Genomic DNA, 18698 nt, shown 5'->3' on the forward strand with positions numbered 1-18698 from the left:
GCCACGCGCCAATACGGCCCGGGGCGTGCTCGAAAATGGGGCGAAAGCACCCAGTTGCGACACAGGAATCGTCACCTGCGGAGACGACCACCCGAGGCGCGCACTGAAACGCCCTCAATCACCACAGCCTATCGGCCGCCCATGGGGAGAACTTGAAGGGAGTCCAGCGGCCTATTTACGCCAGCAGTCGGGTAATCCACTGGACCTGCTGGGCGATGGCTTGCGCCTTCGCCTGCGGCACCCGCTGCCGAGCCTGTTCAAAGCCCGCCAGGGTGCGTTTTTTCAGGCGCAACGCACGCTGCCACTTGGCGAGGAACGCCGGGCTGCGGGCCTGCAGGTGCATGGGGCCGAAGTACAGCTCCTCAGCGCTGTACACCACGGGTTCGGCGCGCTCGGCCATGATGATTTCATAGTAGAAGCGGTTTTCGTGCAGCAGCTCCTCACTGAGGATGCGGTAGCCATTGCTCATCAACCAGTAGCGCAACGGCTGTTCGCCGCCGTTGGGTTGCAGGATCAGACGTTCGCGGCCACTGAGATGGGCCTTGCCGCTGTCGAGGATGTCGCGGATCGTCTCGCCGCCCATGCCGCAGACGCTGATCGCGGTGATCGCGTCCGCCGGCTCTATCGCCGCCAACCCATCGGCCAGGCGCACCATGACGTGCTGCTCCAGGCCATTGTCGCGCACGGTGCGCTGCGCCGCGTGGAACGGCGTGCTCGCCACCTCGCCCGCCACCGCCGCCTCAATCACGCCACGGCGCATCAAGGCCACCGGCAGGTAGGCGTGGTCCGAGCCGATATCGGCCAGCCGCGCGCCCCTCGGCACCTGCGCGGCCACACGCTCCAGGCGCATGGACAAGGTGTGTTCGTTCAACCTGCGTTCCTTTTTATTCGCCGGAAAATCGATCGCGGCTGTTGGTCAGATGCAACACCATCGCCGCCCTTGCGGCATCCGGGTCCTGGCGCTTGATCGCGTTGAAGATCGCCTCATGCTCCAGGTTCGCCAGTTGCCCGAGCTTGGCAAAGTCCGCCCCGCCGCGCTCGTCACCCTTCACCTGGGTACGCGGAATCATCGCATTGCCCAGGTGCTGCATGATCTCGGTGAAGAACGTGTTGCCGGTGGCTTCGGCGATCAACTGGTGAAAACGCTTGTCCTCTTCCACGCAGCTGTCGTTGTTGGCCAGCGAGGCCTGGTAGTCGTCGAGAGCAGCGCGCATGTGGGCCAGCTGCGTGTCGGACCTGCGCACGGCGGCCAGCGCCACCGCCTGCACTTCCAGGCCCAGGCGCAGCTCGAGCATGTTGCGCACGCTGGCGACGGTGTCCACATGCAGGCGCAAGCCTTGCTGGGCCCGTTGCGCCAGGACAAAGGTGCCGATGCCATGGCGCGTCTCCACCAGTCCCGAGGCTTGCAGCTTGGACAGGGCCTCGCGCACCACGGTCCGGCTCACCCCATGCTCGAGCACGATGGTGGATTCGGACGGCAGTTTTTCACCGGGCTTCAACTGCCCAAGCAGGATGCGCTGGGTCAGGGCGTCGAGCACGCCTTGGGCCAGGTTGTTGGAGCGTCTACGGACGGGAGGTCCACTATCAATGGGCATCGTTGCGGGTCCACGGGGTTGGGCTGGAGGGAGCTTAACATCCCGATCGGGCACGAGGCGGTGTTGATTCAAAAGCCAGTCAACTTGTATGACAACCAATCTGATGCCTGCCTTACCTCAATCATCGTCACCGTGAAGAACTCGCGACAACCAACCTTCTTTACCCCGCCAAAAACCCCAATAAACATTAATCAAATAACCAAAATACCCGATAACCGTACGGTCTTATAAGAACAAATCACTCACGACCGCATTGCGAATCTCAGAAGCTCACTTGTATGATGTCCATCAACAAAACACGCAAACCCGCATAAAAACAATCAGGGGGAGTTTTGAATTGTGAACAATTCAAGCCATGCATCTGCCGCACCAGAAAGTGATCCGGTCCTCGCGCGCGCCGTGAGCAAAGTGAAGGGCCATGTGCTCCCACTGTTCGTGATCATGTTCATCCTCAACTACATCGACCGGGTCAATATCGGCTTTGTGCGCACGCACATGGAACATGACCTGGGCATCGGAGCTGCCGCCTATGGCTTCGGTGCCGGGCTGTTCTTCATCGGCTACGCGCTCTTTGAAGTGCCCTCCAACATGCTGCTGCAAAAGGTCGGCGCGCGCATCTGGCTGACCCGCATCATGTTCACCTGGGGCATCGTCGCCACGCTGATGGCGTTCATCCAGAACGAAACCCACTTCTACATCCTGCGCTTCCTGCTGGGCGTGGCCGAAGCCGGGTTCTTCCCTGGGGTGATCTACTACTTCACGCGCTGGCTGCCGGGGGTTGAGCGCGGCAAGGCCATTGCGATTTTCCTCAGCGGCTCGGCGGTGGCCTCGTTGATCTCCGGCCCGCTGTCAGGCGCGCTGCTGCAGATCGAAGGGTTCGGCTTCCACGGCTGGCAATGGATGTTCGCCATCGAAGGCCTGGCCTCGGTGGTGATCGGTTTCTTTGTGTGGTTCTGGCTCGATTCCAAGCCCCACGACGCCAAATGGATGACCCGCGAAGAACAGGATGCGCTGGTCAACGCCATCGACCAGGAACAGCGCGAGCGTGAAGCCCTGACCAGCGTCAAGCCGACCCTCGGCAAGCTGCTCAGGGACCGCCAGATCCTGCTGTTCTGCGCCCTGTACTTCTGCATTCAACTGACGATCTACGCGGCGACGTTCTGGCTGCCGAGCATCATCAAGAAGATGGGTGACCTGAGCGATGTGCAGGTGGGTTTCTTCAACTCGATCCCGTGGCTGATCTCGATCATCGCCATGTACGCCTTCGCGACGCTGTCGGGCAAATTCAAGTTCCAGCAGGCCTGGGTTGCGGCTGCGCTGTTGATTGCCGCAGCAGGCATGTTCATGTCCACCACCGGCGGGCCGATCTTCGCGTTCGTGGCGATCTGCTTTGCGGCCATTGGGTTCAAGTCGGCGTCTTCGCTGTTCTGGCCCATCCCACAAGGCTACCTGGACGTGCGCATCGCCGCAGCCGTGATTGCCTTGATCAACTCCATCGGCAACCTGGGTGGCTTCGTTGCGCCGACCACCTTCGGCTTCCTGGAGCAGACCACCGGCTCGATCCAGGGCGGTCTCTACGGCCTGGCCGGCACCTCGGTGCTCGCCGCGATCCTGGTGTTCTTCGCCAAGACCTCGCCCGCTGCCGCATCTGCCTCGCCGGGCGCCGTGCCCACCGGCGCTGCCATCAGCAAATCTCTCTGAGCCTCTTTAGGAATTAGCCATGAATACTCCCGTCATCACCCACTTCCAGGTCATCCCGGTGGCCGGTCACGACAGCATGCTGCTCAACCTCAGCGGCGCCCACGGACCGTTTTTTACCCGCAACATCGTGATTCTCAAGGACAGCAGCGGCAACACCGGCGTCGGTGAAGTGCCCGGCGGCGAACGCATCCGCGAAACCCTGGAAGACGCGCGCAGCCTGGTGATCGGCCAACCCATCGGCCAGTACCAGCGCGTCCTCAACCAGATGCGCAGCACCTTTGCCTCACGGGATTCGGCGGGCCGTGGCCTGCAAACCTTTGACCTGCGCATCACCATCCATGCCGTCACCGCCATGGAAGCCGCCCTGCTCGACCTGCTGGGCCAGTTCCTCGAAGTGCCGGTGGCTGCCCTGCTCGGCGAAGGCCAGCAGCGTGATGCGGTGAAAATGCTCGGCTACCTGTTTTATGTCGGCGACCGCAGCGCCACCGACCTGGCTTACCGCAACGAAGCCGACAGCGACGATGCGTGGTTTCGCCTGCGCCATGAAACCGCCCTGACCAGCGAGGCCGTGGTGCGCCTGGCCGAAGCCGCCAAGGCCAAGTACGGCTTCAACGACTTCAAGCTCAAGGGCGGCGTATTGAGTGGCGACGCAGAGATCGAAGCCGTCACCGCCCTGGCCGAACGCTTCCCCGATGCGCGCATCACCCTCGACCCCAACGGCGCCTGGTCATTGAAAGAAGCCATCCGCCTGTGCCGCGACCAGCACCATGTGCTCGCCTACGCCGAAGACCCATGCGGCGCCGAAAACGGTTACTCGGGGCGCGAAGTCATGGCCGAATTCCGCCGCGCCACGGGCCTGAAAACCGCCACCAATATGATCGCCACCGACTGGCGCGAAATGGGCCACGCGATCCAGCTGCAATCGGTGGACATTCCCCTGGCCGACCCGCACTTCTGGACCCTGCAAGGCTCGGTGCGCGTGGCGCAGATGTGCCATGAGTGGGGCCTGACCTGGGGCTCGCACTCCAACAACCACTTCGATATTTCCCTGGCCATGTTCACCCAAGTGGCCGCCGCCGCCCCGGGCGACATCACCGCCATCGACACCCACTGGATCTGGCAGGACGGCCAACGCCTGACCCGCGAACCGCTGAAAATCGAAGGCGGCTATGTGAAGGTGCCGGCCAAGCCCGGCCTGGGCGTGGACATCGACATGGACGCCGTGGCCAAGGCCCACGAACTGTACAAAGGCATGGGCCTCGGCGCACGGGATGACAGCGTGGCGATGCAGTTCCTGATTCCGGGGTGGCGCTATAACAACAAGCAGCCTTGCCTGGTGCGCTGAAGCGCTGGGTTCTGGGGGCGGCTCGGTCTCCAGAACACCATCAATCCCATGTGGGAGGGGCTTGCCCCGATGGCGGAGTGTCAGCCAGACATGTATCGACTGACACTCCGCCATCGGGGGCAAGCTGAGGCGGCAGACGATAGAGATGAAGCCCAAAAAAAACGTCCTGCACAGCCGCTTTACTTTGCGTAAAATGCGAGCCGTTCTCGATCAGGAAGACTCAACCCAGGAGGGGTAACGCTTGAAACCGCTTGACACCCACGCGCCACAACACGCCGACACGGCCGTCACACGACTTAAGCTCAAAGACCAACTGGCCGTAGACCCTTACAAGGCATTGGCCCTGCTGGAGAGCACCCTCCTCTGCTTTGTAGCGACGGCCCTTATGCTGTTCGTTGCACACAGCGTTGGCATCACCGCCACATTCAAGATCAACGTCCTCTACAGCGGCATCCTGGGTGCATGCATAGGGGCGACCTACAGGATGTACCACGATGCCGCCCTTTCCGAGTGGTGCATGGCCAGCCCTGTCAGCCCTGCGGCGCTGCAAAACGCGATACTTTCCTTGAAGTATTCCGAGACGCAGGAAGGCGTTTACTACCCCAAGAAACGTATGTTCACCCCCTTCCATCGGTGCGATTCAGAGCGGATCACGCTCGCCACACTGGATGGAGGCACACGCTTCACAGGCCCCTATTTCAAGCTGAAAGCGCTGTCAGCCATGCAACTTGCTGACGCGCCCGAAGCGCAAGAAACCGACCTCACGCCACCAACGGTGCACGTCTGATCAATTTCGCGGGTTCATGCCTCGGTATCGGAACGCACCACTGAGTCTGTGAGACAGTCGCGCCGCCACTGCGGGCCTCAAACGCAAGGAAACCAGGGCATGGCAACAGCAAAAACCAAAAATGCGTTTGTGTATTCGGCATGGGGGTTACTGTTTTTGAGCCTGGTCGGGGTTTTAGTCATACAGGCCTTCCAGGAAACACCCCAGCCCAGCAAACCCAGCTTCCTCAGCGACCTCATCATCGTGACCGCACGAACGACGCCCGGGAATCGAAAGATCGACGAGCATCTAACCTTCGTTCGCGCGGAAGCGGCCAACAGTCACGCCCTCAAGTTCTATTACACGTTGGTCGATTACGATACCCATCCCGAGGACGTTGACTTGGGCGTGATGAAATCAAGCATCACCCAGGCTGTCTGCGCCGCGCAAATGCCAAGGGCCCAGTCCATCATTTCATTGGGTGGCACCTTCATTTACATATTCGGCAGCAAAAATGTAAAAGAGGTTGGACGGTTCGAAATCAACAAGCAGAGCTGTAATGGCTAATGAGCTGGCCCCCCTTCAACCGACTCGCTCGAACCGCCGCCGCTTCAGGAACAACCCCACCCCCAACGCCACCGCAAAGATCGACAGCAACCCCAGGTCAGCCCCCCATGGACGGACCTGGCTCGCCGCCACGCAGCCGACCGCCCCCGCCACCACCAGCAGCCCCCCCAGCCACGTGCGAAGCAGGTACGGTTTAACAAACCGATCGAGCAGAAAAAACAGCACCAGGGCCAGGACCAACTGGGTAATGTCAGACATGTGCTTCTCCCGTCAGGTCTTGATGATCAGTGTCGAGGCGCTGCGTTGCGGGCCGATGCCGCCGTTGACCTGCGCTTCGATGCTGACCAGTACGTCGCCGGCATGATAGGTGGGCAGGATTTCATTGGCATACATGCGCACACCCGCGCCAACAGGAACACCCACGTAAGGGGAAGCCACAGCAGAAGTGGCGCCAGCGAAGGCACTGGCGGCCAGGTTGGCGATCCTGGTGCGCTGGGCATTGAGGGTGTCGCCCTGTTGCCGCGTCAGTGGCTTGGAGATGCCGATCATCATCACGCACGGCAGGCTCTTGGCCAACATCTTGTCGTACACCTCGACGACCTTGCTGTTGACCTCGTAATGGGCACTTTTCGCCTCGCCAAAATGCAGCTCGCGCAGGCGTCCGCGTTCGCTGTCGGTGAGGGTGATCTGCGAAACGTTGAACACGATCCCGTGATTGCCCATGTATTGGAACGTCCCTTCGAACTTCATCGCACGCATCCTTTCGAGCCAAAGGCGGGGATTCTCTAGAAGGCGGGCAGTGGATTCAAGGCATAAGAAAGGAAATGAGAAAATAGGGGGTCAGGCCGTTCTCACCTGTCGCGACCTTCCCCCCGGCGCTACTCACGTTCAAGTCCGCTTGGGCAACTTCCAGTTCGGCCGGATGAAGTGGCAGGTATAGCCGTTGGGTATCCGCTCCAGATAATCCTGATGCTCCGGCTCCGCCTGCCAAAACTCCCTGGCGGGTTCAATTTCCGTGACCACAGGCCCAGGCCACAGGTTGGAGGCATCCACGTCAGCCGCAGTATCTTCGGCAATCTCCCGTTGCTGCTCGCTCAGGTAGTAAATCGCCGAACGATAGCTTGGCCCCAGATCATTGCCCTGCCGGTTCGGCGTGCTCGGATCATGGATCTGGAAAAAGAACTCAAGGATCTGCCGGTAGGAAATCACCGCCGGGTCGAACACGATCTCAATCGCTTCAGCATGGTTGCCATGGTTGCGGTAGGTGGCATTCGGCACATCGCCACCGGTATAGCCGACGCGCGTCTGCAGCACGCCGGGGTAGCGTCGCAACAGGTCCTGCATGCCCCAGAAGCAGCCGCCGGCGAGGATGGCGGTTTCGGTTGGGTTGGTCATGGTCTGTCCTTGCGGTTAATGGAGACAGGGATAGTTATGGGGCAATGCTGAGCAATACCAAGTTCAATCAAAGAAAAACTGCCCCCTATCGACTCAAGGTTTATTCCTGGAACGAAACGCCGCCACCTTCATCCGGTTGCCGCAGGTCGCCATGCTGCACCAGCGGCGACGGTGCGACTTGCTCAGGTCATGGAACAACAGCACGCAATCGTGGGCCTCGCACTGCCGGACAAATTCAAACTTATCGTTCGTGACCAAGCCCACCAGCGACTCGGCCACCGGCCCAAGCAGGCTGGCCGGGCGTCCCTCGACAACAACCTCCAGTGATCAACGCAACCCAATGCAGGAGCGAGCTTGCTCGCGAAAAACGTCAACGATAACGCCGCGACTCTGGTTTCTCGCGGCGCTCCAGGAGAAATCAGGACAGTGGTTCCGCTACGCGGATCAGCACCGAGGCGTCCGCTTGGGCTTCAAAAGCTCTCCATTTCCGTTGAAAAAATTGCGACTTGAGCTTAGCCGTCCATATAAATCCACGGACGAAGAGTTAAAGAAGGTGGGACTTAGACTCAATGACGTGCCAGCACCATTTGCAAAAGAAACAATGTTCGGCAAAGGCTTTGTACTTATGCCATGGGCAGACGAGAAATCCTTCAGTGGTGACGTTCTATATGTCGAAGATCCTGCTGACTATGTGAAGCAGTTCATTCGCTCAACTCCAGAGATAACTGAGATTACCGGAGGCTCTAGGTTATGCCGGATAAAGGCCGCACATTGGGAAAATCAATCTGAGTTTCGGTTTACGCTAATGGCTATTCGAGGGCCAGAGTTAACCTATGAAGACAATCTTGATGAATATGAGCATGAACTCCTCAATGTAATGGAAAAATGGTATTCCTTGGGAACAGGAGCACCATCGCCAGATCTTCCTTTTATAGATCTGCCGATAGATACCTTAATGCTTGACCACATGACGGTAACGTTGGGGTCAGGTATTAGCGAAAAAGACCGCGAAGCTGTATTGCAGGCCTTCCAACGCTATGCCCCTAATGCCATCGTCTTAGAAAGCGCAATACTGATCCGGTGATCTTTGAAAATAACTGCATATAAGTGACAGACAAGTTTGGGGCGTTTTCTCCCTCTAGCGATGGGCAGAAAACGGCTAATTGCAGACATGCAATATGTCTCTGCCCATCACGAACGGCAGTAATCGGCCGACTGTGTTGAAAAAGTCGGTTCTTCCTGACTTCCCGTATACTGATTGCTGAAACGCACTTATTGCGCGCAGCTACGTGAAATGAGCCTGGAATCCTCTGCTGAAAGTAGAGATTTTCATTTCAATCGCATACTCTTTTCCCGTGAAAACCATGGCCGACTTTTTCAACAGAATCGGTCGGTAGCGGACGGTCAGCCATCATCGGACCCCAAACAAACTTTGCAGTAGGGAAAAGCAAATTAGCGCAAACCGTCTCAGATGCGTCCAGAAGCCTAGGACTATCCAACGCTACTCCGTTTCAGACCATAATTTATAAGCTGATTTACTCGCAGAGGATTCTCGATTGGCGAGTTCGCCAAGTCTGTCAAATTTAGCGAGAAAAGTACTCCTTGGTAATGGCGTAGCGCCTAGAACTCGCATTCCATTTCCAACTTGGCATACATGACGATCAAAACCTATAAATCTATCATGCGACTCTTTTTTGAAAAAATCTTCACTTGCGGAAATTAGCGTAAGGCTTTCAAGTGCGGAGGAGAACTTTTGATTACTACGGAGCAAGGTTGAAAATGCAACGCTTACAGCACAATGAAAATCACTATGTCTTTCCCCTCCATGCGAAATAATTTTAACATTGTATTTTTTTCCGAGCGCAGATAAAAAGGTGAAAAAATTAAATAATCCGGCGTCATTTTTTTTGTCTTGAGCCGCACGCCAAATGGATTCAAAAAAATATCTATCTATAATCGTGATTTTTTTTGAAAAACGAGCAAGCGGCTCGAATCTTGTTCGCCATACTTGCTCTGCGGTATCGACTTCCAAGATATCTGACTGAGAAAGCCTTAGAGAATTACTAATATGTGAGGACTCACTGCAAACACCAGCCCCCAACATTTCAAAACCTGATTGTTGGCATATCCTCTTGCTAGTCTCATCTCCAGACAATAGATAGCCTAGGTCTTCATCAGCGAAAGCTATTTTAAACAAAGAGTTCAACTCGCAAAGGCTCTCGAAACTTTCGTAATTGCTAAACTCCCACCATCCACGATTCACCTCTGCCTTCTTTCCATACTCAAACGCCTCGACCCAGCGCTGGCGAAACTTATTTGGCAGATTATCTATAAGCCCTAAAAATTCGTCGCTTGCACCTTGAGGCAGAATCAGTACACCAAGGTCGATCCATGCGTTAGTCAAATAATCATGAGCTACGCTTATAGACTCGCTATTGAGAACGCCAGACGAAAAAAAGTTTTTATCTAAGGAGAATTCTGAAATCATTTCGGGGTCACCATTTTATCCCGATACTTCTCTCTAAGGCGCTCTTCAAAGAAGCCTTCCGGCCATGCATCGATAAAATCGCCATCACTATCCAGCCGAATAGGTATTATTTCGCCTCCAGCCTTAGTTGGTTCTACGTAGTATATGGCGACTTGTTTTGGTGATAGTTCTTTTCTTGCAATCATTGCCTGCAATCTGAGAAGAAGAGACTCACTATGTGTTTCTATGATCCACTGATTGCTATCGCATGTTTTCACGAAAAAATTTGCTAGGTTTGCTTGAAGCCTAGGGTGAAGATGGATTTCAGGCTGCTCTACACAAATAACGCTATCATCTCTAACGAGTCCTTCAACGATTATTGGCAACATTTGTCCTATGCCAAACCCGACATCTGAAGGCCCAACTATAACATCAGTCCGCTTGTCTTTCAGCTGGAGGCAAATTACAGGTCCTGAAACGTCGTTCCCAATCCCTGCGGACGATAATTCGTAGGGAACTTCGAAAGATGAAAACCAGTGATTTATATCTTCTGTTATTTCAGGCCTTTCGTAAATAAATCGTGCAACGTTTTCCCCTTGCTTACCTACTGAATCATTCTGATCAGTCTTAGGAGCATAAATTCGGCTAGGGTGGCTTCGCAAAGGGCCAAGATAGGTAACCGAACTAAATTTATCTTTTAAGTCTCTTGCTAAACTCCCGTATGTAAAGTTCAAATAAAAAATACCCTCGGTATCTTTTGACGGATTGGCTTTGCCTTCATAGGTCGCCATTGATGGTGTTGCATAATTAAGGTCGCTTCGAAAAGTGACGTAGTCAAGCAGCTTATCTATATCAATTTCTTTATTGTTGAACCTAGGTCTCCCTTTCAAATATTCGCTCGCAGACGACCATGCCTTGCGACCGGAAAATGAAAAAGTTTTTGCCGCTGCGATTTTTATGGCAGGCGCTTTTCTTCTAAAATCATCAAGTTGCAATGAAAGTTTATTTTTTTCTTTATCAGTCGCTGATTCGATACTTTTTTCAAGCTTTGCTAAGTCAGACCTGAGCTCTTGGACCTTCCGCGGTAATGCCGAATTTATTTCGGTGTAAAATAAAATAGCATTATCATCCGCATTACTAACCGATACCGACATAGAATCAATATAGGAAAATCCTTTGTGCTCTTTCTCTCCATCCATGTGCCTGTATGTAAGCTCGTACTCTCTTTTTCTTGATTTTCCGAACACGTCAAAATCAAGACCTGAAACTGACTGTTTTGTTGTTGGAAGATAAGAAAACTTGAACGCTATCGGGTCTTCTCGTTTGTGCCCATGAACCATCGAAGAAAAGTCACCCAAGTCAACATATTCGCCGTTTGATACTAAGCCGCCCTGAACATTAGGTCTTGTTATGGATTGCTTCAAAAGCATTATGGAGTGAATTATTGAGCTTTTGCCAGATGAATTGGGGCCATAAATCAGGGTTATCGGTGCAAGCTTTATATCTTGCCAATCTGAAAATGCTTTGAAATTTTTAATTGATAATGTTTCTAACATGATTCGTCCTTGATCAAAATCTGCAGCGATAATGGCACAAAGCCTCCTACATTCACAGTCTCGCGCGAGGTGTTTTTCGCCGCGCACCGTGCAGTCCCTTAGGCCGTTGACCCGTGACGCCCGTGACATAGTGAGCAAGGTGTCGCAAATGGTCGAAACTTGATTCGCCCGTTTTTTTGTCGATCGAGGGTGACCGCTTCTGGCCGAGGCTGTGTAAAAACGTTTTCGAGCGTGACGGGGATTCAAAACCGAATTGGAAATCGCGCATTTGCGTGAAATCCACATCTGCTGACATGCCGATAAATGTCAGATTTAACGTAGACGCGCGAACTTCAATTTTGGCGAAGCGTTTTTACACACTCTGGGCCGAAAGCAGCCCCTCTATAAACACCAACCTAAGACCCCCCGCGTCCATCCGTCGCATCCCCCACCCTCCCCCTCCAGCCCCCACCCAACCTGCCGATAACCCTACTAATCACATGCCTACCCCCGCATCCCCACCCGACCGAGCCCACCCCATGAATCCACTCTCCCTCCTGAAAAAATCCCGGCCCGCTCGCCAAGGCACCACCACCCTCACCAGCACCGCCAACAACCTGGACGCCGCTCTCAGCGCTCTACGCATCAACCCCACTTTGATCACCGGCTTCATCTCCCCCCACCTGGACATCGACGCCATCGCCGCAAAGCTCAAGCGTCGTTTCCCCCAGTCCACCCTCAGCCTGTGCACCACCTCCGGCGAGCTGTGCAACGCGCCCGGTTCGCTGTATTGCGCCACCGGCGAGCGCTGGGACCGGGTGGTGTTGCAGTTGTTCGACGACAGTCTGATCGCTTCGGCCGAGGTGGTGATGGTGCCGCTGGAGTGTGAGGACATTCGCGGTGGCGGCACTCGCCTGGGGATGCAGGAGCGGATTGCCAAGTTGGTGGCGAATATCAAGCGGGTGCAGGTACGGACGTCGATCGATCATCGCGATACCTTGGCGTATGTGGTGTTCGATGGGTTGTCGGCGTCGGAGTCGTTTTTCATGGAGGCGCTGTATGAGTCGGGGCGGTTTCCGTGTTTGTTTGTAGGGGGATCGGCCGGTGGTAAGTCGGATTTCCAGAAGACGCTGATTCATGACGGCCAGCGCAGTTATCAGAACCATGCGCAGATTGTGTTCCTGAAAACGGCGGCCCATGTGCGGTTTGGGGTGTTCAAGAGCCAGAACTTTAAACCGGCGGATTTGACCTTCAGTGTGCTGACCGCGTCGGTGGAGGACCGCACGATTGACCAGGTGATCGACAGCAGCGGCAATATCAAGAGCATGGTGCAGGCGCTGTGTGATGCGTTCAGTTGCGCGCCCCAGGCGTTGGAGTCGAAGCTGGCGGATTATTCGTTTGCGATTCGGGTGGGCAGTGAGTTGTTTGTGCGGTCCATCGCGCGCATCGATTATGAGCAGCAGATCGTGCAGTTGTTTTGCGACGTGGCGCCGGGCGAGGAGTTGGTGATGGTGCGGCGTACCCCATTGCGGGAGGCGACGCGCCTGGACTATGAGCAGTTCCTGCGCGGCAAGGGTGGCCAGCCGGTGGCGGGGATTTTGAATGACTGCATTCTGCGCCGGCTGAATAACGGCGCCGAGCTGGGCAGCATGGCCGGCATTTTTGGGGATGTGCCGTTGGCGGGGTTTTCGACCTTCGGGGAGATTCTGGGCCTGAACCTGAACCAGACGCTGACGGCGATTTTCTTCTTTCGGGTGGCCAAGGGTGCGAGTTTCAGTGATGAGTACGTGGACAATTTCATCGCCCATTACGGCGAGTTCAAGGCGTTTTTCCTACGGCGTCAGGTGAAGAAGCTGGCGGGGTTGAACCATGTGGTGGTCAAGCAGATTACCGCATTCAAGAACAATGACTTCACCGACACCCTGAATACCCGAGGCCTGGACCGCAATATCCTGCCAGTCTTCGAGGGCCTGGCCGACTTGGGCCTGGTGTTGGCCCAGGCCGAGCGTCAGCAGGAGGACATCGCTTCGCAGCTCAAGCATTACTCCGGCGAGTTGCACGCCTCGATGGATGAACTGGTGGGCACGATTGGCCAGCAGAACAGCGTGTCTGCCCAGGCCGGGGCCACGGTCGAGGGGCTGTCGAGCCAGGCGGATGTCGCGGTGCAGGGGGCGCGCACGCTGGCGGGGTCGAGTTTGCGTATCCAGTCGATTGTGCAGGTGATCCAGCAGATCGCCGGGCAGACCAACTTGCTGGCGCTCAACGCCGCCATTGAAGCGGCGCGCGCGGGCGACCTGGGCCGGGGCTTTGCGGTGGTGGCGGACGAGGTGCGCAAGCTGGCGGAAATCACGCGCAAGAATGCGGCGGAAATTGGTGTGGATATCGACTTGTTGTCGAGTGAGATCCAGCGGGTGGCCCAGCAGATTGAAGACCAGTCCACCGGGGTGGGTGCGCTGCGGGAGATGCTGGATGTGCTGGAGGCGTCGAGCCGGGCGACGGAGGGTACGGCGCAACGGACCAAGACCATTGCGGATACGTTGACGGGGTTGACCCATGGGTAGGCGTTAACGGCAGGTAAAAATGGCGCGGGGCTCATGGCACTGAACGGGGGATTCAGTGCATGATGCGTCGCTCATATCAAGGACGATAACAACCGTGAAAAACGCCCTCGCCGCCCTGCTATTGCTGTGCCTGACCGCTCCTGCCTTCGCCGCCGAAAACCCCGTCGGGTTCAAGACCGTCACCCTGCCCGATGCGCAAGACAACCGACCACTCGAACTGGTCGTCTGGTACCCCGCCACCACCACCGCCAAACCCACCCTGATCGCCGACAACGCGGTGTTCATCGGTGCCCTCGCCGTACCCGACGCCCCGCCGGCTGCCGGTGAGCATCCGCTGGTGGTGCTCTCCCACGGTTATGGCGGTAACTGGGGCAAGCAGGTGTGGCTGGCCAGTGCGCTGGCGCATCAGGGCTACATCGTCGCGGCGGTCAACCACCCCGGCACCACCACCCAGGATCGCAACCCGCAAACCGCCGCGCAGTTATGGCTACGCCCGGCCGACCTGAGCCGCGTGATCGATGCGGTATTGGCCCAGCCAAAGCCATTTGGCGCGGTCGCGAAAGGCCAGATCGCCGCCGTGGGCCATTCCCTGGGCGGCTGGACCGTGCTGGAACTCGCCGGGGCGCGCTTCGATCCCGAGCTGTTCAGCCGCGACTGCAGCGTCCACCCCAAGCTCGGCGGTTGCATCGGCTACCAGGAGATGAACCCCGCCGGCACGCCAGAAGGTAAAGCGCGCTTGGCGGCGGATTTGAGCGACAAGCGCGTCACCGCCATCGTGTCCCTGGACCTGGGCCTGTCCCGCGGCTTCACCGACGCCAGCCTGGCTGCATTGCCGGTACCGGCGCTGGTGATTGCGGGGGGCGTGCCGTCGGAGGATATGGACCCGCAGCTGGAGTCCGCCGACATGGTCAAGCGGCTGCCTGAAGCAACGACGAAGTACGTGGAGATCGCCGACGCTACGCACTTCAGCTTTATGTCGATCTGCAAGCCGGGGGGCATGGCGCTGATCGAGGAGAGTTCACCGGGCGACGGCATGATTTGCCGCGATGGTGAGGGGGCTCGGCCACGGGCGGTGATTCAGCAGCAGGTGGTGGGGCTGATCAGTGAGTTTTTGGGGCGCAAAGCGCCTAACTAAAGAAAAGGCTATTCAAGAAAAAACGAATCAAATACGATGCATAAGTGTATTAACCCTCACAAATGCATTGTATAGGATGCAAACACTGTGGACGATTTAGGTTTCCTGATCAAAAACCTGCGAAAGGCGGCTGGCCTTTCCCAAAGCCAGCTCGCACTTCGGCACGGTATGAGTCGTGCAACCATCTCCGGAATCGAGAACAACACCATCCCCGAAGTGGGAATTCGCAAGGTGGCTGCGATCCTTGAAGGGTTAGGGTACGAGTTAACCGCGACACCTAAGCGTCGACGCAAAACGCTGGATGAACTGAAAGCAGAAAACGTCCATGACTAGACAAAGCGATCGGCTGCACATCGGCGCCAGCGGCGTGTATGCCGGAATACTCGGGCGCAGTGAAGAAAACCAGCGCGATTCGGTGTTTTCATATAACCAGGCAGTCACCGAAAAGAACGCGGTTTCGCTGACCATGCCCGTGCGCCTGGAGAGCTACATCTGGGCGTATGGCATCCATCCCCTGTTTGAGATGCATCTCCCCGAAGGCCACCTGAAAGCGGAGCTTGTGAGACGTTTCAGCAAGTCCGTGCGAGGTTTTGATGACTTCGCATTGCTGGGTATCGTCGGCCCCCATCAGTTGGGCCGAATCAGCGTCGCCCGAGCCACTGCGGATGAGTTACTACCTGAAATAAAACTCTCCGAGCTGCTCGTGTATGACGGGGCGAAAGATCTGTTCGACGACCTGATGAAAACCTACGCAGCCTACTCAGGCGTTTCTGGCGTTCAGCCGAAGGTACTGGTGCGCGACGCTGACGATACGAATCCTGACGTTGCGCGTCTCACCCATCGTGGCGCTACGCACTTGGTGAAGGCCTTCAATGATTCAGACTTCGCGCAACTGGCGGCCAATGAGTTTTTCTGCATGCGCGCGGCACTTCATACAGGCCTTGAAGTGCCTGAATGCCAGTTGAGTCAGCAGGGTAAGTTTCTGGTGGTCAAACGGTTCGATATCGGTGACAGCGCCTACCTTGGTTTTGAGGATATGTGCGTCTTATCCGGATGGGGGACAGATAAAAAGTACGACGGCAGCTACCAGGGCTGCGCGAAGTTGATCAAGACTTACGTCTCTCCTTCTCTTGTGACTAAGGCACTTGAGGACTTCTTTATGATGGTGGCGCTCTGCGCTGGCATACAAAATGGAGACGGGCACTTGAAAAACTTTGGCCTGCTCTATGAGAACTGCGCAGAAGATGCCGATATTTGGCTCGCGCCGGCTTACGACCTTGTGACGACCACGGTGTACCAAGTCAACGATATTATGGGTCTGTTGCTCGGTGGCTCAAAGGCTTGGCCAAAACGTAAGATGCTGGTCCAGTTCGGGCGCAGTTCGTGCAATTTGACAGAGGCTCGTTGCAATGAATTGCTCGCCAGAGTCCACAGCGGCATGAGCCGTGCAATGGTGGAGCTTTCGGACTATCGAAGCACCCACCCGGAATTTGATGTTGTTGGGGAAAAGATGACCGCTGCATGGGCGACAGGGCTGGCGAGGAGTATTGAGCCGCCGTGATTTTGCTTGCCTGGTATATGTCGTTCTTCAAGCCGGGGGGCATGGCCGAGGCCGGTGATTCAGCAGCACGGCTGACTATTTATCGTTTTAACGCTATTGAACTGCGGAGCGAACATGCAAGAAAGTAAACACCCGAACGGACTTGGCGGTTGGTTGATCGTGGTTGGCTTGGGCCTGTTTATAGCCTTGGCGCGCCTGGGTTATGCCCTTATCGCGGTGTATTACCCAATATTCGCAGATGGCTCGTTCAGCATCCTCACCTCATCCGGCACGACGATGACTAACGCCCTGTGGGGCGCGATCCTGATTTCAGAAACCCTCGTCAATGCAGTCTTTATCGCGGCCTTTGGTTATTTGGTTTACCTGTTCTTCTGCGAACATTATTTATTCCCCAAGGTTTATATCGTCACGCTCATCGCCTCGGCTGTTTACGTTCCACTTGATGCATGGTTCAGCTCGCTTGTTCTGGTGGATGAACCCATATTCGACTACAACACGACCAAGGAAACCGTCCGCGGATTGGTGTCCACCTCGATCTGGGTCCCCTACATACTGTTCTCCAAAAGGGTCAAGGCAACGTTTGTCCAACACCGGCCGGTTGCGGCGCAAGCGCCGGGCATCGTCAGCCCTTGACGCGGTGAGCATCGAGCGCCTGCCGGATGACTGGCAGGCTGCCAAGGCGATGCCGCTGAACTACGCAGCCCCCTCACATCGATAGCACTGATGATTACTATCGAACCGCTCGCCTATAGGGTGGCCAGGCCCGATTCCTATAATCGCCTCCCAATTCTTCCCCTTCGCCTGGCCTCAGGCGACATCCCCCTTGGAACCCAGCATCATGCCAAGTGCCCTCCAGGCCCCCAGCGGCCGTCCCGAACATAATCAGCAAAGCGTCAAACAGCAGTGGCTGGCAATCCTCTCGGTCGCGGTGGGCGCTTTCGCCCTGGTGACCAGTGAATTCCTGCCGGTAGGTGTGCTCAACGACGTCGCCAGCGACCTCGGTATCAGCGCCGGCCACGCCGGACTGATGGTGACGTTGCCCGGCATCATGGCCGCCCTCGCTGCGCCGTTCCTGTCGGTGAGCATTGGCGCGATGGACCGGCGTTACCTGCTGATCGGCCTGACGTTGATCATGATCATCGCCAACTCGGTGGTGGCCTTTGCCAGTGACTTCAGCCTGCTGCTGTTCGGCCGTGTCTTGCTGGGCATCAGCATCGGCGGGTTCTGGGCCACGGCCATTGCCCTCAGTGGGCGCCTGGCGCCCAGGGGTGTGGACGTGGCGAAGGCCACCTCGATCATCATGATGGGCGTGACCCTGGCCACCGTGCTCGGCGTGCCGGTCGGCACCTGGCTCAGCGGCCTGATGGGCTGGCGCATGACGTTCCTGGTCACCGCACTGCTGGGCGTGCCGGTGCTGTTGGCGCAGGTGTTCCTGCTGCCGCGGCTCACCCCGGAGAAGGCCATTCGCGTCAGCGACCTGCCGGCGTTGTTTATCAACCCACAGGCGCGGATCGGGTTGATCGCGGTGCTGTTGATCGGCCTGGCGCACTTTGCGGCCTACACCTATGTCGCGCCGTTCTTCAAATACAGTTCCGGCTTCGACGGGCCGACGATTGGTTCGCTGTTGCTGCTCTTCGGCGTGGCCGGGGTGTTCGGCAATATCTTTGCCGGTTTCGCCGCCAACCGCAGCGTGCGTCACACCCTGTTGCTGGTGGCGCTGATGATCGGCACCAGCACCGCGCTGTTCCCCCACTTCGCCACCGGCATGACCGGCGCAGCGATGCTGATCGGGCTGTGGGGCTTCGCCTTCGGCGCCTTCCCGGCCTGTGCCAGTATCTGGATGTTTGTGGTGGCGCCCAAGGATGTCGAACGCGGCATGCCGCTGTTCGTGGCCTTGTTCCAGGTGATCATTGCCTTGGGTTCGTTCTTCGGCGGGCGCATCGTCGACCAACTGGGCAGCTCGGTGCTGTTGAGCCTGGCCACGGCACTGGTGGGCTGCGGTTTTGTTACAGTGCTGGTGCTGGGGCGCAACATCAGTAATAGCCTGGCGGCCCAGCCTGGCTAAACCGA

At 56.8% G+C, this 18698-nt stretch carries 19 protein-coding genes; 11 read left to right on the forward strand and 8 right to left on the reverse strand.

What is annotated here, in order from left to right:
• Window positions 1–175 precede the first annotated feature (175 nt).
• Complete coding sequence (locus FX984_RS09690; RefSeq protein ID WP_146476676.1) at window positions 176–871, reverse strand: tRNA (adenine(22)-N(1))-methyltransferase; 696 nt, start codon at window positions 869–871, stop codon at window positions 176–178.
• A gap of 13 nt (window positions 872–884) precedes the next feature.
• Window positions 885–1595, reverse strand: a complete 711-nt coding sequence (locus tag FX984_RS09695; protein WP_092486155.1) for a FadR/GntR family transcriptional regulator — start codon at window positions 1593–1595, stop codon at window positions 885–887.
• Window positions 1596–1934: 339 nt separating this feature from the next.
• Between FX984_RS09695 and FX984_RS09700 the strand changes: the two genes are divergently transcribed.
• From FX984_RS09700 to FX984_RS32880, 4 genes are all read left to right on the forward strand, one after another.
• Window positions 1935–3296 carry an MFS transporter gene (locus FX984_RS09700; protein WP_027604026.1) on the forward strand — a complete coding sequence of 454 codons (1362 nt, stop codon included), beginning with the start codon at window positions 1935–1937 and terminating at the stop codon, window positions 3294–3296.
• 19 nt (window positions 3297–3315) lie between these two features.
• Window positions 3316–4641, forward strand: coding sequence for a glucarate dehydratase (gene gudD, locus FX984_RS09705; protein WP_092354974.1), 1326 nt, complete (start codon window positions 3316–3318; stop codon window positions 4639–4641).
• Window positions 4642–4882: 241 nt separating this feature from the next.
• Complete coding sequence (locus FX984_RS09710) at window positions 4883–5428, forward strand: hypothetical protein (RefSeq protein ID WP_146476677.1); 546 nt, start codon at window positions 4883–4885, stop codon at window positions 5426–5428.
• A 99-nt stretch (window positions 5429–5527) separates the two neighbouring features.
• Window positions 5528–5974, forward strand: a complete 447-nt coding sequence (locus FX984_RS32880; protein WP_249776258.1) for a hypothetical protein — start codon at window positions 5528–5530, stop codon at window positions 5972–5974.
• Window positions 5975–5989: 15 nt separating this feature from the next.
• Here FX984_RS32880 and FX984_RS09720 read toward each other — a convergent pair whose 3' ends face one another.
• From FX984_RS09720 to FX984_RS09735, 4 genes are all read right to left on the reverse strand, one after another.
• Complete coding sequence (locus tag FX984_RS09720) at window positions 5990–6232, reverse strand: hypothetical protein (RefSeq protein ID WP_027604020.1); 243 nt, start codon at window positions 6230–6232, stop codon at window positions 5990–5992.
• A 12-nt stretch (window positions 6233–6244) separates the two neighbouring features.
• Window positions 6245–6724, reverse strand: coding sequence for a hypothetical protein (locus FX984_RS09725; protein ID WP_092354986.1), 480 nt, complete (start codon window positions 6722–6724; stop codon window positions 6245–6247).
• Window positions 6725–6862: 138 nt separating this feature from the next.
• Entirely contained in the window at window positions 6863–7369 is a 507-nt protein-coding gene (gene msrA, locus FX984_RS09730; protein ID WP_092354989.1) for a peptide-methionine (S)-S-oxide reductase MsrA, read from the reverse strand.
• A 93-nt stretch (window positions 7370–7462) separates the two neighbouring features.
• Entirely contained in the window at window positions 7463–7648 is a 186-nt protein-coding gene (locus FX984_RS09735) for a CGNR zinc finger domain-containing protein (protein ID WP_371914481.1), read from the reverse strand.
• A 184-nt stretch (window positions 7649–7832) separates the two neighbouring features.
• Between FX984_RS09735 and FX984_RS09740 the strand changes: the two genes are divergently transcribed.
• Window positions 7833–8453, forward strand: a complete 621-nt coding sequence (locus FX984_RS09740; protein WP_186511873.1) for a hypothetical protein — start codon at window positions 7833–7835, stop codon at window positions 8451–8453.
• Window positions 8454–8870: 417 nt separating this feature from the next.
• Here the strand turns inward: FX984_RS09740 and FX984_RS09745 are convergent, their stop codons facing one another.
• Together FX984_RS09745 and FX984_RS09750 are read right to left on the reverse strand one after the other, a co-directional pair.
• Window positions 8871–9857, reverse strand: a complete 987-nt coding sequence (locus tag FX984_RS09745) for a hypothetical protein (protein WP_146476679.1) — start codon at window positions 9855–9857, stop codon at window positions 8871–8873.
• Window positions 9854–11392, reverse strand: coding sequence for an AAA family ATPase (locus FX984_RS09750; protein WP_146476680.1), 1539 nt, complete (start codon window positions 11390–11392; stop codon window positions 9854–9856). The genes FX984_RS09745 and FX984_RS09750 overlap by 4 nt, the downstream gene beginning before the upstream one ends.
• A 518-nt stretch (window positions 11393–11910) precedes the next feature.
• On the opposite strand from FX984_RS09750, the gene FX984_RS09755 reads away from it, so the two are divergent.
• The 6 genes from FX984_RS09755 (at window position 11911) to FX984_RS09780 (ending at window position 18693) form a co-directional block, all read left to right on the forward strand.
• A complete protein-coding gene (locus tag FX984_RS09755; protein ID WP_146476681.1) occupies window positions 11911–13932 on the forward strand; it encodes a methyl-accepting chemotaxis protein in 2022 nt (673 codons plus the stop codon).
• Window positions 13933–14026: 94 nt separating this feature from the next.
• Complete coding sequence (locus tag FX984_RS09760) at window positions 14027–15067, forward strand: alpha/beta hydrolase family protein (protein ID WP_027604012.1); 1041 nt, start codon at window positions 14027–14029, stop codon at window positions 15065–15067.
• Window positions 15068–15154: 87 nt separating this feature from the next.
• Complete coding sequence (locus FX984_RS09765; protein ID WP_027604011.1) at window positions 15155–15400, forward strand: helix-turn-helix domain-containing protein; 246 nt, start codon at window positions 15155–15157, stop codon at window positions 15398–15400.
• Window positions 15393–16628 (forward strand): type II toxin-antitoxin system HipA family toxin, encoded by a 1236-nt coding sequence (locus FX984_RS09770; protein ID WP_027604010.1) that lies wholly within the window; start codon window positions 15393–15395, stop codon window positions 16626–16628. Before FX984_RS09765 ends, FX984_RS09770 begins: the two co-directional genes overlap by 8 nt.
• Window positions 16629–16742: 114 nt before the next feature.
• Window positions 16743–17261 (forward strand): DUF2569 domain-containing protein, encoded by a 519-nt coding sequence (locus FX984_RS09775; protein ID WP_146476682.1) that lies wholly within the window; start codon window positions 16743–16745, stop codon window positions 17259–17261.
• A gap of 205 nt (window positions 17262–17466) precedes the next feature.
• A complete protein-coding gene (locus FX984_RS09780) occupies window positions 17467–18693 on the forward strand; it encodes an MFS transporter (RefSeq protein ID WP_027604008.1) in 1227 nt (408 codons plus the stop codon).
• Window positions 18694–18698: the final 5 nt, after the last annotated feature.

Origin of the sequence: Pseudomonas marginalis (assembly GCF_008692035.1) — a bacterium.
Lineage (GTDB): Bacteria > Pseudomonadota > Gammaproteobacteria > Pseudomonadales > Pseudomonadaceae > Aquipseudomonas > Aquipseudomonas marginalis.